15 protein-coding genes are annotated in these 14,067 nt (G+C 60.0%); 7 read left to right on the top strand and 8 right to left on the bottom strand.

The features are described from left to right. The first annotated feature begins 9 nt into the window (after positions 1–9). On the top strand, positions 10–1,038 hold the full coding sequence (gene holA / locus AC1DUY_RS08525; RefSeq protein ID WP_478113606.1) for a DNA polymerase III subunit delta: 1,029 nt from the start codon (positions 10–12) through the stop codon (positions 1,036–1,038). Here holA and AC1DUY_RS08520 read toward each other — a convergent pair. The 3 genes from AC1DUY_RS08520 to rsmG all read right to left on the bottom strand — a co-directional run bounded on the left by AC1DUY_RS08520 (position 1,035) and on the right by rsmG (position 3,625). Then, positions 1,035–1,925 carry a ParB/RepB/Spo0J family partition protein gene (locus tag AC1DUY_RS08520; protein ID WP_478114026.1) on the bottom strand — a complete coding sequence of 297 codons (891 nt, stop codon included), beginning with the start codon at positions 1,923–1,925 and terminating at the stop codon, positions 1,035–1,037. The two genes, holA and AC1DUY_RS08520, sit on opposite strands and share 4 nt — an antisense overlap. 148 nt (positions 1,926–2,073) lie before the next feature. Further along, positions 2,074–2,928 carry a ParA family protein gene (locus AC1DUY_RS08515; protein ID WP_068730223.1) on the bottom strand — a complete coding sequence of 285 codons (855 nt, stop codon included), beginning with the start codon at positions 2,926–2,928 and terminating at the stop codon, positions 2,074–2,076. Continuing rightward, positions 2,915–3,625, bottom strand: a complete 711-nt coding sequence (rsmG, locus tag AC1DUY_RS08510; RefSeq protein WP_231081251.1) for a 16S rRNA (guanine(527)-N(7))-methyltransferase RsmG — start codon at positions 3,623–3,625, stop codon at positions 2,915–2,917. Before rsmG ends, AC1DUY_RS08515 begins: the two co-directional genes overlap by 14 nt. A 102-nt stretch (positions 3,626–3,727) precedes the next feature. Here rsmG and AC1DUY_RS08505 point away from each other — a divergent pair, with 102 nt between their 5' ends. Continuing rightward, positions 3,728–4,261, top strand: a complete 534-nt coding sequence (locus tag AC1DUY_RS08505) for a DUF4269 domain-containing protein (RefSeq protein WP_439074149.1) — start codon at positions 3,728–3,730, stop codon at positions 4,259–4,261. An 85-nt stretch (positions 4,262–4,346) separates the two neighbouring features. Further along, a complete protein-coding gene (locus AC1DUY_RS08500; protein WP_478113603.1) occupies positions 4,347–4,535 on the top strand; it encodes a hypothetical protein in 189 nt (62 codons plus the stop codon). Positions 4,536–4,567: 32 nt separating this feature from the next. Here AC1DUY_RS08500 and mnmG read toward each other — a convergent pair whose 3' ends face one another. The 4 genes from mnmG to hemJ form a co-directional block, all read right to left on the bottom strand. Further along, entirely contained in the window at positions 4,568–6,439 is a 1,872-nt protein-coding gene (gene mnmG / locus AC1DUY_RS08495; protein ID WP_478113601.1) for a tRNA uridine-5-carboxymethylaminomethyl(34) synthesis enzyme MnmG, read from the bottom strand. A gap of 266 nt (positions 6,440–6,705) precedes the next feature. Beyond that, the gene (gene mnmE / locus AC1DUY_RS08490) at positions 6,706–8,040 is read right to left on the bottom strand and encodes a tRNA uridine-5-carboxymethylaminomethyl(34) synthesis GTPase MnmE (protein WP_439065422.1); all 1,335 of its coding nucleotides are present in this window, start codon (positions 8,038–8,040) and stop codon (positions 6,706–6,708) included. 236 nt (positions 8,041–8,276) lie between these two features. Beyond that, positions 8,277–9,542 carry a transcription termination factor Rho gene (gene rho, locus AC1DUY_RS08485; protein ID WP_068730228.1) on the bottom strand — a complete coding sequence of 422 codons (1,266 nt, stop codon included), beginning with the start codon at positions 9,540–9,542 and terminating at the stop codon, positions 8,277–8,279. 274 nt (positions 9,543–9,816) lie between these two features. Then, on the bottom strand, positions 9,817–10,239 hold the full coding sequence (hemJ, locus tag AC1DUY_RS08480; protein ID WP_439065423.1) for a protoporphyrinogen oxidase HemJ: 423 nt from the start codon (positions 10,237–10,239) through the stop codon (positions 9,817–9,819). A gap of 469 nt (positions 10,240–10,708) precedes the next feature. Here hemJ and AC1DUY_RS08475 point away from each other — a divergent pair, with 469 nt between their 5' ends. Genes AC1DUY_RS08475 through dnaQ form a run of 4 tightly spaced genes read left to right on the top strand, consistent with a single transcriptional unit; the run spans position 10,709 to position 13,506 of the window. Further along, complete coding sequence (locus AC1DUY_RS08475) at positions 10,709–11,551, top strand: pyruvate, water dikinase regulatory protein (protein ID WP_478113598.1); 843 nt, start codon at positions 10,709–10,711, stop codon at positions 11,549–11,551. Next, positions 11,548–12,156, top strand: a complete 609-nt coding sequence (locus AC1DUY_RS08470; RefSeq protein ID WP_309941539.1) for a Maf family protein — start codon at positions 11,548–11,550, stop codon at positions 12,154–12,156. Before AC1DUY_RS08475 ends, AC1DUY_RS08470 begins: the two co-directional genes overlap by 4 nt. 16 nt (positions 12,157–12,172) lie before the next feature. Further along, complete coding sequence (gene coaE, locus AC1DUY_RS08465) at positions 12,173–12,772, top strand: dephospho-CoA kinase (RefSeq protein WP_184512508.1); 600 nt, start codon at positions 12,173–12,175, stop codon at positions 12,770–12,772. A gap of 32 nt (positions 12,773–12,804) precedes the next feature. Continuing rightward, positions 12,805–13,506: a DNA polymerase III subunit epsilon gene (gene dnaQ, locus AC1DUY_RS08460; RefSeq protein WP_089263111.1), complete on the top strand. Its 702-nt coding sequence runs from the start codon at positions 12,805–12,807 to the stop codon at positions 13,504–13,506. A 61-nt stretch (positions 13,507–13,567) separates the two neighbouring features. Here dnaQ and secB read toward each other — a convergent pair whose 3' ends face one another. Next, positions 13,568–14,047 carry a protein-export chaperone SecB gene (gene secB / locus AC1DUY_RS08455; protein ID WP_068730233.1) on the bottom strand — a complete coding sequence of 160 codons (480 nt, stop codon included), beginning with the start codon at positions 14,045–14,047 and terminating at the stop codon, positions 13,568–13,570. Between the last annotated feature and the right edge of the window lie 20 nt (positions 14,048–14,067).

Raw genomic sequence — 14,067 nt, 5'->3', positions numbered from 1 at the left:
GCGCCTCGCGTGGTCGCGCTTCGCGGAAAAGATATCGACGCGTTTCTGGCCAGGCCGGATCCCGGCCGGCCGATCATCCTGCTCTACGGGGCTGACGCCGGACTCGTCCGCGAGCGCGCCGACGCGCTGATGAAATCCGCGGTCGACGATCCCAATGATCCATTTTCGTTGGTTCGCATGGACGGCGATGATTTGGCCGCCGAGCCGTCGCGTCTCGTCGAAGAAGCCATGACGGTGCCGCTGTTCGGTGGGCGGCGGGCGATCCGTGTGCGCGCAGGCTCGAAGAATTTTTCCAGCGGCGTCGACACGCTCGCTAACTCCGATATCAAGGATTGCCGCATCGTCATCGAGGCTGGTGAGCTTCGGCCGGAATCGCCATTGCGGAAAGTCTGCGAGAAGGCCAGGACCGCGGTGGCCATCGCCTGTTACCCCGACACCGAGCGCGATCTCGCAAAGCTTATCGATGAAGAGCTCCGCGTCTCCAATCTCCGCATGGCGCCGGATGCACGCGCCACACTAATGTCGCTGCTCGGCGGCGATCGGCAGGCATCGCGTAACGAGCTCCGCAAGCTCACGCTCTATGCGCATGGTACCGGCGAAGTCACGCTCGACGACGTGATGGCCGTCGTCGCCGACGCGTCCGAACTGAAGATCGACCCGATCGTCGATGGCGCCTTTGCCGGAAATCCCGCCGCAGTGGAAGTCGAGTTCAACAAGGCGATGATCGCCGGAACTTATCCGGGCATGATCATGATGGCCGCGCAGCGCCAGGCCGCATTGCTGCACAAAGCCAGCCTGCTGGTGGAGGCTGGTAGTTCGGCATCAGCAGCCGTGGAAAGCGGATTTCCGCGGCTGCATTTTTCCCGCAAGGGAACGGTGGAAGCAGCGCTGCGAAATTTCTCCGCACAACGGTTGGTCAACATCATCGACCAGCTCGCCGTTGCCGCCCTCGATGTCCGCAAGCAAAACGCCCTCGGCGCGGTGATCGCACAGAGGGCGTTGATGTCGATTGCCGTGAATGCAAGGCGGCGCGGTTAGCTCTCCGAATCCAGCCGCTTCAGAATTTCGTCGAGCTGATCGAGATCACGATACTTGATGATCACGGTGCCGCCGGGATCACGGTGATCCACCGACACTTTCAGCCCGAGCACGTCGCTGACCCGTTTCTCCAGCGCGATCGTGTCGGCATCCTTCGCCGCCTTGGGAGACGACGTGCGCGGCTTCTGCGGCGCGCGCTCCGGCACCCCCTCTTCGTGCGCGAGTGCTTCGGTCTGACGAACGTTCAGTCCCTCGGCGATGATCCGTTTCGCGGCGCTCGATGCGTCCGGCAGGTTGATCAGCGCGCGGGCGTGACCGTTGGAGAGCTGCCCCGATGCGATCAGGCCCTGCACGTCTTCCGGCAGCTTGGTGAGGCGCATCATGTTGGCGACATGGCTACGGCTCTTGCCGACGATTTTCGCGATCTCGTCCTGGCTGTGTTTGTAGGTCTCGGCGAGCGCGTGATAGCCCTGCGCCTCTTCCATCGCATTGAGATCCTCGCGCTGGACGTTCTCGATGATCGCGATTTCCATCGCGGCCGAATCCGTCACGTCGAGCGGCACGATCGGCACTTCATGTAGACCCGCGATCTGCGACGCGCGCCAGCGGCGTTCGCCGGCGATGATCTCGAAGCGATCGTTGCTACCCTTCACCGGCCGCACCACGATCGGCTGGATCACGCCATGCTGCTTGATCGAGGCGGCGAGTTCGGCGAGCTCAGCATCGGCAAAAGCCCGACGCGGGTTGCGCGGATTGGCCTTGAGAAATTCAATAGGCACCTTGCGCTGGTTGCGCGAAGGACGCTCGACATGCGCGGCCTCGCCGCCGACATCGCCGATCAGACTTGCAAGACCGCGGCCCAGCCGCGAACGCGCTTCATCAGCCATCGCCAATCCCTTCGAACTCATCGCGCCACTCCGTACTCAAACTTGAAATTCGGTTACAGGCTGGGCAAAGGCGCACTTGCGCCGCGCCTGCCATTATCGTTTGCGATCCGCTGTGGTGGGCACGCTGTGCTTTGCCCACCCTACTTGCTCAGTGAGCGGTGCGCAGGTCGCGCTCGCGCTGGATCACTTCGGTCGCGAGCCGCAGATAGGCTTCAGAACCCGAGCATTTCAGGTCATAGACCAGCACCGGCTTGCCGTAGGACGGCGCTTCCGAAATGCGGACGTTGCGCGGAATCATGGTCTCATAGACCTTGCTGCCCATGAATTCGCGTACGTCGGCAACGACCTGGTTTGACAGGTTGTTGCGCGAGTCGAACATGGTCAGCACGATGCCATGGATCGACAGGTTCGGATTCAGCGTCGAGCGCACCTGCTCCACGGTCTGCAACAATTGCGACAAACCTTCGAGCGCGAAGAACTCACACTGCAGCGGAACGAGAATAGCGTCCGACGCGGCCATGGCATTGACGGTGAGAAGGTTGAGCGATGGCGGGCAATCGATCAGCACGTAAGTATAGTCGGAGCCCGGCGAGACATTGTTGTTCAACTCGCCGATCGCATCGCGCAGCCGGAAGGCGCGGTCGCGGGCCGAACCGAGTTCGAGTTCGAGACCCGACAGATCCATGGTCGAGGCGGCTATGTGCAGACGCGGCACGGCGGTGACGACGACGGCATCGCGCAGTGGCGCTTCGCCGATCAGAACGTCATAGGTCGAGCAGTTGCGATTGCGGCGATCGATGCCGAGACCGGTGGACGCATTGCCCTGCGGATCGAGATCGACGATCAACACGCGCTCGCCGATCGCAGCAAGTGCGGTGCCGAGATTAATCGCAGTCGTCGTCTTGCCGACGCCGCCCTTCTGATTGGCCAGCGCCAGGATGCGGGGATGGCCAGGCACCGTATTTGACGTATGCTCTTGATATTGCTGATCAATTACGGTCATTGGTGTGGCCATTTTGGTTTGCGGACGGGGTCAGTCGCTCGATCCGGTCGAGTTCGACGATCCAGCCTTGTCCGCCGGTCAGGCTGGCATGCAGGCGCGGGCTTATATTCCAATATCTAGTAGCTTCGGTCAATTCCGATTCTACATCTTGACCCTTGAGAAATAAGGCTTTTGTGCCCGGCTTCATCAGGGGCTCGGCGAAACCGATGACGATATGTAACGAGGCAACGGCACGCGCGGTGATGCAATCGACATGCTCGGGAAATCTATCCACATTATCCCCGATGTCAGCCAGATGAATTGTGCCTGGGGCTTGCGTCACACGTAACGCTTCGCGCAGGAACGCCGCCTTCTTGGCGTTTCGCTCGACGAGATGAACATGTCCGCCAGCGACATCACCCATGGCACAGGCCAGAACCACACCGGGGAAACCTCCGCCGCTGCCGAAGTCGAGCCAGGTCATGGCTGAAGGCGCGAGGTTCAGAAGCTGCAGCGAATCCGAGATATGGCGCGTCCAGAGATTTGGAAGCGTGGCCGGCGAAATCAGATTTGTCTTGGCCTGCCACTGCAGCAACAGGTCGACATAACGATCGAGCCTGTCTTCCGTTTCACGTGAAACAGGTGTCAGCCGCAAGGCCGCAGCCTTATCGGCATCGAGCCGGGGTGCGGGAGCCGCTTGCTGGGATCGTTGCGCCATTGGATTGTCTGAAAAGCTGTTGGGACCCATCCATACTCTGAGTCCATTACAGCCGCTATCAAATTGCCGGATTGAGGCGACGAATCCGGGCGGGAATTGCCGATGAATGAGCGACCGACCTATCAGGATGCCCTTCGACGCACCGGCCTGCTCCGCATCCTCGAACCATTCGACCCGCATGTGATCGGCACGCTGCCGCTCGGTGTCGCCCGGCCCAACAGTGACATCGATATCATCTGTTGCGCCGCCGACCTGTCCGCGGCTGTTGAACTTGTCTGGAAGCACTTCGGCGAGTCCGAAAGCTTTGCCATCTATCAATGGTCGGCCAAAGGCCGACCGGTGATCGCGACATTCGAAGCGTATGGATGGCCATTCGAAATCTTCGTCAGCTCGACTCCCGTACAGGATCAAGCTGGCTGGCGGCACTTCGAGGTCGAGAAGCGACTGCTGACCCTGGGTGGACCCGCCTTCCACACCGCCATCTGCGCGTTACGGGCCGGAGGAGTAAAGACAGAGCCTGCCTTTGCGCGTGCGCTCAAGCTTGAAGGCGATCCTTACGCCGTCCTGTACGACCTGTTCAGCACCTCTGATAACCAGCTGAATGCCGTCCTGAGGGCGCAAGGGTTTGCAGTATAGAGGATTCAGGACAGTGAGTTGACCAGGATCAATGTGAGCAGGACGAGTCCGGCCTCCAATGAATCATCGTTGGAGGCAGATGACCATGAGTGTGATCGTACGGCTTTTCCTGATGCTGGCAGCACCCATCACTGCGCTGTTCGTCTCGCGTGACGCACTCAATTTCGACGTGGTTCAGACGATCGTCGCCGTGGTTCTCTTTACAGTGGCCGTCGCAGCTATTGCCTTCTGGCCCCGTCGGCCAGCGAAGCCATCTTCAACGGAGCCGCGTTGATTTCGGCTTCCTGTTTCACGTGAAACAACCAACTAGGCCAAAGCAGCCTTCGGCTTGCGTGCTTCGCGGCGGAGATAGGCCGCGAGAATGGCCAATGCGGCCGGAGTCATACCATCCAGACGTCCCGCCTGCCCCACAGTGTGAGGAAGTACTGCCTTGAGCTTCGCCCGGGCCTCATTGGACAGTCCGGGGACCGCATCATAGTCGACATCCACCAGCGAGAGACCCTCGTCACGGCGAAAAGCCTCCACATCCGCGGTCTGACGCTTCAGATAGACATCATATTTGGCATCGATCTCGATATGGGTGCCGATCGCTGGGTCAATGGCCGATAATTCTGGCCAGATCCGGGTCACGGTGGCCCATTCGGTCTCCGGATAGGACAGGAGATCGAAGGCAGAGCGACGCTGACCGTCGTAATTGAGCACCAGACCATGCTTCGCCGCCCCGTTAGGAGTGATCGAAAGCGCCTGCGTGAGCGTCTTACCGACGGTGAGAGCTTCCATCTTGGCGCCATGCCGGGCCGAACGAGCGCTGCCGACACATCCCAGGCTGATACCCTTGTCAGTCAGGCGCTGATCGGCGTTGTCGGCACGCAGCGTGAGACGATATTCGGCCCGCGACGTGAACATTCGATAGGGCTCGGTAATCCCACGGGTGACCAGGTCGTCGATCATCACGCCGAGATAACCGTCAGCCCGGTCGAACACGGTCAACTGGCTCCCACTCGCGGCCAGGGCCGCATTCAAACCGGCGACGAGACCCTGGGCGGCCGCTTCTTCGTATCCGGTGGTGCCATTGATCTGCCCGGCCAGAAACAGGCCGGGGACGCGCTTGGTCTGCAGCGTCGGATCGAGTTCGCGGGGATCCACGTGGTCATATTCGATCGCATAACCGGGGCGGACCATTCGGACCCGCTCGAGACCGGGGATCGAGGCCAGGATCGCAGCCTGAACCTCCTCGGGCAGTGAGGTAGAGATGCCGTTGGGATAGACCGTGGAGTCATCAAGGCCTTCCGGCTCCAGGAAGATCTGGTGGCCATCGCGATCGCCAAAGCGGACGATCTTGTCCTCGATGGACGGGCAATAGCGCGGCCCTGAGCTCTTGATCTGGCCGGAATACATCGGCGAGCGATGCACATTGGCGCGGATCACCTCATGGGTGGCCGGTGTGGTGCGCGTAATGCCGCACTGGATCTGCGGATTGGTGATCCGGTCGGTCATCACCGAGAACGGCTCCGGCGGCTCGTCAGCGGACTGCATCTCTACCCCCGCCCAGTCGATGGTGGTCCCATCGAGCCGCGGTGGCGTACCGGTCTTGAGCCGTCCGAGGGTAAAGCCGACGCGCTCGAACGCCTTGGACAGGCCGAGTGCGGGAGCTTCATCGATCCGGCCAGCGGGCCAGTTCTTCTCTCCAAGATGGATCAAGCCGCGCAGAAACGTCCCAGTGGTGATGACCACCGATCCGGCGGAGAGTTCGCGGCCATCGGCCAGACGGATGCCGGTGACCCGACCATTTGACATCAGGAGGTCGTCGGCCTCGCCTTCGATCACACTCAGATTCTCGGTTGCCACAATCGCTGCCTGCATCGCTGCAGCGTAAAGCTTGCGGTCCGCCTGGGTACGCGGGCCGCGGACGGCCGGGCCCTTCTTGCGGTTGAGCATGCGGAACTGGATGCCGCCGGCATCGGCGACGCGCCCCATCAACCCGTCCAGCGCATCGACTTCGCGAACCAGATGACCCTTGCCCAGACCGCCGATGGCGGGGTTGCAGGACATCGCACCAATAGTCGCGAACTGGTGCGTGACCAGTGCCGTCAGCGCGCCCATGCGCGCAGCACCAGCCGCGGCCTCGCAGCCGGCATGGCCTCCCCCGATTACGATGACGTCAAACTTGTCCTGCATGGCCGCAGCTTCTAGCGCGGGCGCCGCCGGGATTGAAGAGAAATCCACAGGCAGTGTTTCACGTGAAACAACGGATGTCCTCTGAAGAGGATCTGAGAGGCAGGACTGTTTCACGTGAAACACAATCTGCTTTAGCCGTCATTGCGTGGCGCACGCCCGCAACGAAGCAGTCTTGTCCTTTTGAGACGGGTAAAATCTCTTTAACCGAGAGGCTCGCTTCTTAGATGATCTCACATTCATTTCATTAAATAATGAACAAAGAAATATTACTTACCTATACAAAAGTCCCGGAAGATGCTATCGAGGATATCCTCTACATCGACACGTCCCAGCAATCGTCCCAATTGCTGCGCTGCAGCACGCATATCTTCGGCAACGAATTCTTCGCCTTGCTCAGCCGATGCTGCAGCATGCTGCAACAAATCCGATGTGCTGCGCAGCAAAAGACGCTGCCGCTCCCGGGTAATCAGCCCGGCCTCGCCGCTCCCGAAGTACCGACCGGCAAAATCGACAAGCAGGGCCAACAGTTGTGCGAGGCCATCACCGCGTTCCGCAGAAATTGCGATCAACAGGTCAGGCCCGGCCGACGCAGTCTGGACCAGATCGACCTTGTTCTGGACCACCCAGACCGGCGTTTCAGATTCCGCCAGCCATTGTTCTGGATTGGATACCTCCGCGCTGGAGTCAACCAGCCATAGCACCAGATCCGCCTCGGCCGCCCGAGCCCGCGCCCGGCGCACACCCTCCTCCTCTACCGGATCGGCCGTCTCGCGAATGCCGGCGGTGTCGATGATCGTTACCGGATAACCGTCGAGGTCGAGCTGCACCTCGATAACGTCCCGGGTGGTGCCGGCATGCGGTGATACGATTGCGACATCGCGCCGGGCGAGCTGATTCATCAGCGTCGATTTACCGACATTGGGCTGGCCGGCGATCGCCACCACCAGACCGTCACGCAACCGCTCGCTTCGACTCTGCGCCGCCAGCACCTCCTCGATCTCCCGATGCAGCGCCGATGCTTTCGCCAGAGCCGGCGCCAGCAATTCGGCGGATACATCGCCCTCGTCGGAAAAATCGATGCCGACTTCGACCAGGGCCAGCGCCTCGATGATCTGCTGTCGCCAGTTGCGCGCCTTGTCGCCGAGCAGTCCCTTGAGTTGCCGCAGCGCCTGACGCCGCTGCCGGTCAGTGTCCGCGTGAATCAGATCGTCGAGGCCTTCCGCCTCGGTCAGGTCGAGCTTGCCGTTCTCGAACGCGCGGCGCGTGAATTCGCCGGGCTCCGCCGGCCGTAAGTCGTCGATGGCGCCCAGGGCCTCAAACAAAGAAGCCAATACCGCGCGCCCGCCATGAATATGAAATTCGGCAACGTCCTCGCCGGTCGCGCTCGCTGGCCCCGGAAACCACAGCGCCACCGCATCGTCGATCGGGCCGAGCCGGTCATCCGAGAGGAGAACATGGGTGGCCATCCGCGGCGCCGGCAGCTTCCTTGCCAGACGCGTCAGCGCCTCACCTGCCTGAGGACCTGACACGCGGACAATCGCAATCGCTGTCGGCGGGCGGCCGGAGGACAAAGCGTAGATCGTCTGGTCGCGTGGATGCATCGCCTATTTGCCGATGGGGGCGATGCGATGCAATGGGGATTCTGAACCCAGAATCCCGAGATGTTTAAGACAATCCGTGATTCCGGGTCTGTGCATCAGGCGTCTTCGCCGACCTCCGTACATCCCGGAATGACGGTCAACGGCCAGTACAAAGAACCGACACAAAAAAGCGCCGCTGCTTTCGCAACGGCGCGTTTTGCAGTCCTGCAGCTGTTCGCTCGAACAGCCCCCGAAACTTACGTATTCATCGAATCGAAGAATTCCGAGTTGTTCTTCGTGTTGCGGAGCTTGTCGAGCAGGAAGTCGATAGCGTCCATCGTACCCATCGGATTGAGGATCCGGCGGAGCACATACATCTTCTTGAGCAGCTGTGGATCCGTGATGAGCTCTTCCTTGCGGGTACCCGAGCGCGAGATATCGATCGCCGGGAAGGTCCGCTTGTCCGAGACCTTGCGGTCCAGGATGAGTTCCGAGTTACCGGTGCCCTTGAATTCTTCAAAGATGACTTCGTCCATGCGGCTGCCGGTATCGACCAGCGCGGTGGCGATGATGGTCAGCGAACCACCTTCTTCCACATTACGGGCCGCACCGAAGAAGCGCTTCGGACGCTGCAGAGCATTGGCGTCGACACCGCCGGTCAGCACCTTGCCGGATGACGGCACCACGGTGTTGTAAGCACGGCCAAGACGGGTGATCGAATCCAGCAGGATGACCACGTCGCGGCCATGTTCGACCAGGCGCTTGGCCTTCTCGATCACCATTTCGGCGACCTGAACGTGACGCACCGCCGGTTCGTCGAAGGTCGAGGAGACGACCTCACCCTTCACCGAACGCTGCATGTCGGTGACTTCTTCCGGACGTTCGTCGATCAGAAGAACGATCAGATAGCATTCCGGGTGGTTGGCGGTGATCGAATGCGCGATGTTCTGCATCAGCACGGTCTTACCCGTACGCGGCGGCGCGACGATCAGTGCGCGTTGACCCTTACCGATCGGCGCAACGATGTCGATGACACGCGCCGAGAGATCGCGGCGGGTCGAATCTTCCAGCTCGAGGCGGAAGCGCTGGTCCGGAAACAGCGGGGTGAGGTTGTCGAAATTGACCTTGTGCTTCGACTTCTCGGGATCTTCGAAGTTGAGCGTATTGACCTTGAGCAAAGCGAAATAACGTTCGCCTTCCTTCGGGCTGCGGATATGGCCTTCGACCGTATCGCCAGTGCGCAAGCCGAAGCGGCGGATCTGCGAGGGCGAGACGTAGATATCGTCCGGGCCAGGCAGGTAATTCGCATCAGGCGACCGCAAGAAGCCGAAGCCGTCGGAGAGAACCTCGACGACACCTTCGCCGATGATGTCGGTTTCCTTGATCGCCAGCTGCTTCAAGCTCGCGAACATCAGCTCCTGCTTCCGCATGGTGCTGGCATTTTCGACCCCGAGCTCTTCCGCAAACGAGACAAGCTCGGCTGGCGTCTTGGCCTTGAGGTCCTGGAGTTTCATTTCCCGCATTGGGAGGGATCCTGTGGAAAGTCGGGGAGGGAGCGCGAGGTAGCCAAGACGGATGCGGACGCTGGAAAAGATCAGGAAAGTCCGCAGGTCTCTGGCCAGGAAGTCTTGAGCGAGGAAGGTGCTGAAGGAGCTTCAAACCTGATGCGGTGGCCGGTTCAAAAAGCGAAACCGGTACAAACCACATCCGCCTGCGTGGGGTGGGATAACGCGAATATAGAAAATCGCAGGGTGTCGCGCAAGGAGCCGAAACGGCGGTTGTGATGACAAATTTGGCCTAGAACGGCTTCACGATCACCAAAATGACGATCAGGATCATCAAAATTGTCGGTACCTCGTTGATAATTCGATAAAATTTCGAAGTCCGCGTATTTTTGTTCTGAGCAAAATCACGCACCCGGGCACTCAGGAAGCCATGAACGCCAGACATCAGCAGCACCAGCGTCAGTTTGGCGTGAAACCAGCCCGAGCTGAACCAGTGACCGGCCCAGGCGAGATACAGGCCGAGGATCCAGGTGACAATCATCGCCGGATTGATGATCGCCTTGAGCAGGCGACGCTCCATCACCTTAAAGGTTTCGGATTGCTTCGAGCCGATCTCCGCATCGCAGTGATAGACGAACAGTCGCGGCAGATAGAGCATGCCCGCCATCCAGGAGATGACGGCGATCACATGCAACGCCTTGGCCCATTCATACATTCGAAAGTTCTTTCCAGCATCACTGCGTCACACCGCACGTGCAGACACCGGAACATTTCACCGGAAAGCCGCGTTGCAGGACGCGCCGATACAGAGCGGATCACCGCACTATCCGCAAGCCATCCTTCTCTTAAATAATATTTATAGAATCTTAGGTTTGAGTCTAAGTGACAGTGGATTTCAGCCGCCCAAAACAATCCCGGAACTGTCCCACGCTTATGCACATGGCCACGTGATTTCTCCAAAGCGGCCTGCATGCAAGTTCGATATGCAGCGCAAAGGCTTACCGTCGCCGTGCACTGGATTATCCCAAGACAAACCCGGATAACCCCATTATCATTCAGAGCAGCCTCAGAGCTTTTCCTCTTCATGAGCCCTGTGAAGAAAAAACCGAGTTATCCCGGGCCCGCTGAGGCGATGGTCGATTTCCCGGAAAAGCTCCACAGAGATTCACAGGACATACACGATCATGGTGCCCCCCACCGGCAGCTATTTTCATCTTCATCTGGTCTCCGATTCGACCGGTGAGACGTTGATCACGGTGGCCCGCGCCGTCGCGGCGCAATATGCCAACGTCACCCCGGTCGAACATGTCTACCCACTTGTCCGCAGCCAAAAGCAACTCGATCGTGTGCTTTCCGAAATCGAGGAAGCGCCGGGCATTGTTCTCTTCACGCTGCTGGAAAAAGATCTCGTCGGCCGGTTGGAAGCCAAGTGCCAGGAGATCAACAGCCCGAGCCTGTCGATCATCGGGCCAGTGATGCAGCTCTTTCAGGCTTATCTTGGTGCGTCGACCACCGGCCGCGTCGGTGCGCAGCACACGCTCAACGCCGAATATTTCAAGCGTATCGACGCGCTGAATTATTCGATGATGCATGACGACGGCCAGCATGTGGAAGGCCTCGAAGAAGCGGACGTGGTTCTGGTCGGCGTTTCGCGCACATCGAAGACACCAACATCGATCTATCTTGCCAATCGTGGTGTGCGCACGGCCAATGTGCCGCTCGTCCCCGGCATCCCCATTCCCCATCAGCTTGAGACGTTGAAAAATCCGCTGGTGGTCAGCCTGCACGCGACGCCGGAGCGCTTGATTCAGATTCGCCAGAACCGGCTTCTCAGCATTGGTAGCGATACGGCCAATGACGATTATATCGATCGCCAGTCGGTCACGGACGAAGTCACCTATGCGCGCAAGCTTAGCGCCAAATACGGCTGGGCTTTGTTGGAAGTGACACGTCGCTCCATCGAGGAAACCGCGGCAGCCATCATGAAACTGCTGGCCGATCGCCAGCGTCAGAGGATGTCCGAATGACCATTTGGCGAGGCGTGCAACCACTGATCCTGGCGTCGCAGAGTTTGGCGCGTCGTGAGTTGCTGGCGAATGCTGGCATTACGTTTGATGCGATGCCGGCGGATATCGACGAGCGCGGCATCCAGCAGAAATCCGGGTTGAAGGCGCCGGGCGAGATCGCAGCCTTGCTCGCCGAGCGGAAGGCGGCCTTTATCTCGCTGCGTCATCCCGGCCGCTATGTTCTTGGCGCCGATCAAATCCTGGCGCTCGGGGATCGGATGTTCAGCAAACCCGCCGGACGCGAACAGGCGGCCGAACAACTTGCGATCCTCGCCGGTCGGACCCACGAATTGCATTCAGCGCTTGCCGTCGTTTGCGATGGTGCGACGTTGTTCTCCAATGTCTCCGTGGCGCATATGACCATGCGCAAGCTGGATGATGCGGCGATCAATGCCTATCTGGACGCTGCGGGCGACAAGGTGACGACGAGTGTCGGCGCCTATCAGCTCGAAGGTCTGGGTGTGCATCTGTTCGAGCTGATTGAAGGCGATCACTTTACCATTCTCGGCCTGCCGCTGTTGCCGCTGTTGAGTTTCCTGCGGGGCGAAGAGATGATCGCGATCTGATTTTTATGAGGAATTGATGCGCGTATTGGGGCTGACCGGTTCGATCGGAATGGGGAAATCCACCACGGCGAAGTTGTTCATGGAAGCCGGCGTGCCGGTCTATGACGCCGACGCCACCGTGCACATGATCTATGAGGGCGAAGCTGCACCGCTGATCGAGGCGGCGTTTCCCGGAACCACCGTGAATGGCAAGGTCGATCGCGCGAAGCTATCGCCGCTGGTGGTGCACGATGCCGCCGCGATGAAGAGGCTCGAGCAGATCGTGCATCCGCTGCTCGGCGCCTATCACAGAAAATTCCTGGACGATGCAGAGAAGTCGGGTGTGCCGGTGGTAGTGGTCGATGTGCCCCTGCTCTATGAAACCGGCGGAGAAAAGCGGGTCGATGCGGTAGTCGTCGTGTCCACCAATCCCGAGCAGCAGCGCGAGCGCATCCTGGCGCGCGAGGGTATGACGGCCGAGAAACTCGACGCCATTCTGGCGCGGCAGCTGCCTGACGCCGAAAAGCGCAAGCGCGCCGACTTCGTGGTGGATACATCGAACGGATTGGATCCCGTGCGGGAGCAGATCCGTGAAATTCTCGCCGAGGCTGTTAAGATGCCGCAACGGCGACCGTAACCGCCCCCTGATTCGACAACCGGCTTACTGCGATGCGCGAAATCGTCATGGATACCGAAACAACCGGCCTCGATCCCCTCCGGGGCGATCGGCTGGTGGAAATCGGTTGCCTCGAAATTTTCAACCGGATGCCGACCGGCCAGACCTTCCATGTCTACGTCAATCCCGAGCGTGACATGCCTCAGGAAGCATTCAACGTGCACGGGCTGTCGGCCGAGTTCCTGTCGACCAAGCCGCTGTTTCACGAAGTGGTCGACGACTTCATGGCCTTCATCGGCGATTCGCCGCTGGTGATTCATAACGGCATGTTCGACCTCGGCTTCATCAATGCCGAACTCGATCGCATCAAGCGCCCGCCGGTGCCGCGCGAGCGTCTCGTTGACACGCTGCTGCTGGCGCGTCGCAAGCATCCCGGTGTGTCGAACAAGCTCGACGATCTCTGCGCCCGCTATGCGATCGACAATTCCCGCCGCACCAAGCACGGCGCGCTGCTCGACTCCGAATTGCTGGCGGAAGTCTATATCGACCTCATTGGCGCCCGGCAGTCGCAACTGATCCTGGCGGACGAAGCGCCTGCGCAGCGCACCGGCAGCATCAATGACGCACCGCGCCGCCAGCGCGAGATCGCACTTGCGCCGCGCGTGACCGAAGCCGATCGCGCCGAGCACCGCGCCTTTGTCGCAACGATGGGCGAGAAGGCAATCTGGAACGAATTTCTGGGAACGCCGTCGTAAAACGACAATGGCCGGGACAAGCCCGGCCATGACGTAAGCTTATTGTTTGGAGCACCCGAACTTAGTTTGCCGGACCAGCGTCGGCTTGAGCCTGACGTTCCAGGTTCTGCCGGTACAGACCGACGAAATCCACGGGATCGAGCATCAGCGGCGGGAAGCCACCATCGCGCACCGCGGTGGCGATGATTTCGCGCGCGAACGGGAAGAGTAGGCGCGGGCATTCGATCATAACCAGCGGGTGCAGGTTTTCCTGTGGCACGTTGACGATGCGGAACACGCCGGCATAGGCCAGTTCGAAAGAGAACAGCACCGAGCCGGCGTTCTCGGCCTTGCCCTCGACCGACAGCGTCACTTCATATTCGCTCTCGGAGAGATTGTTGGCGCCGACATTGATCTGGATATTGATGTTTGGCTGCTGGGCCTGCGGTGCCAGCGAGGCTGGGGCGTTCGGGTTTTCGAACGACAGGTCCTTGGTGTACTGCGCCAGTACATTAAGCTGAGGGGGGGACTGCTCCGGAGGGGTGCCGTTGCCGTTTGCCATCGAAAATTCTCCTGAAGCGC

The sequence above is a fragment of the Tardiphaga sp. P4_G1 genome (genome assembly GCF_056401215.1).
The sequence above is the reverse complement of the archived record's forward strand: the minus strand, read 5'-3'. Positions and strand labels throughout refer to the sequence as shown.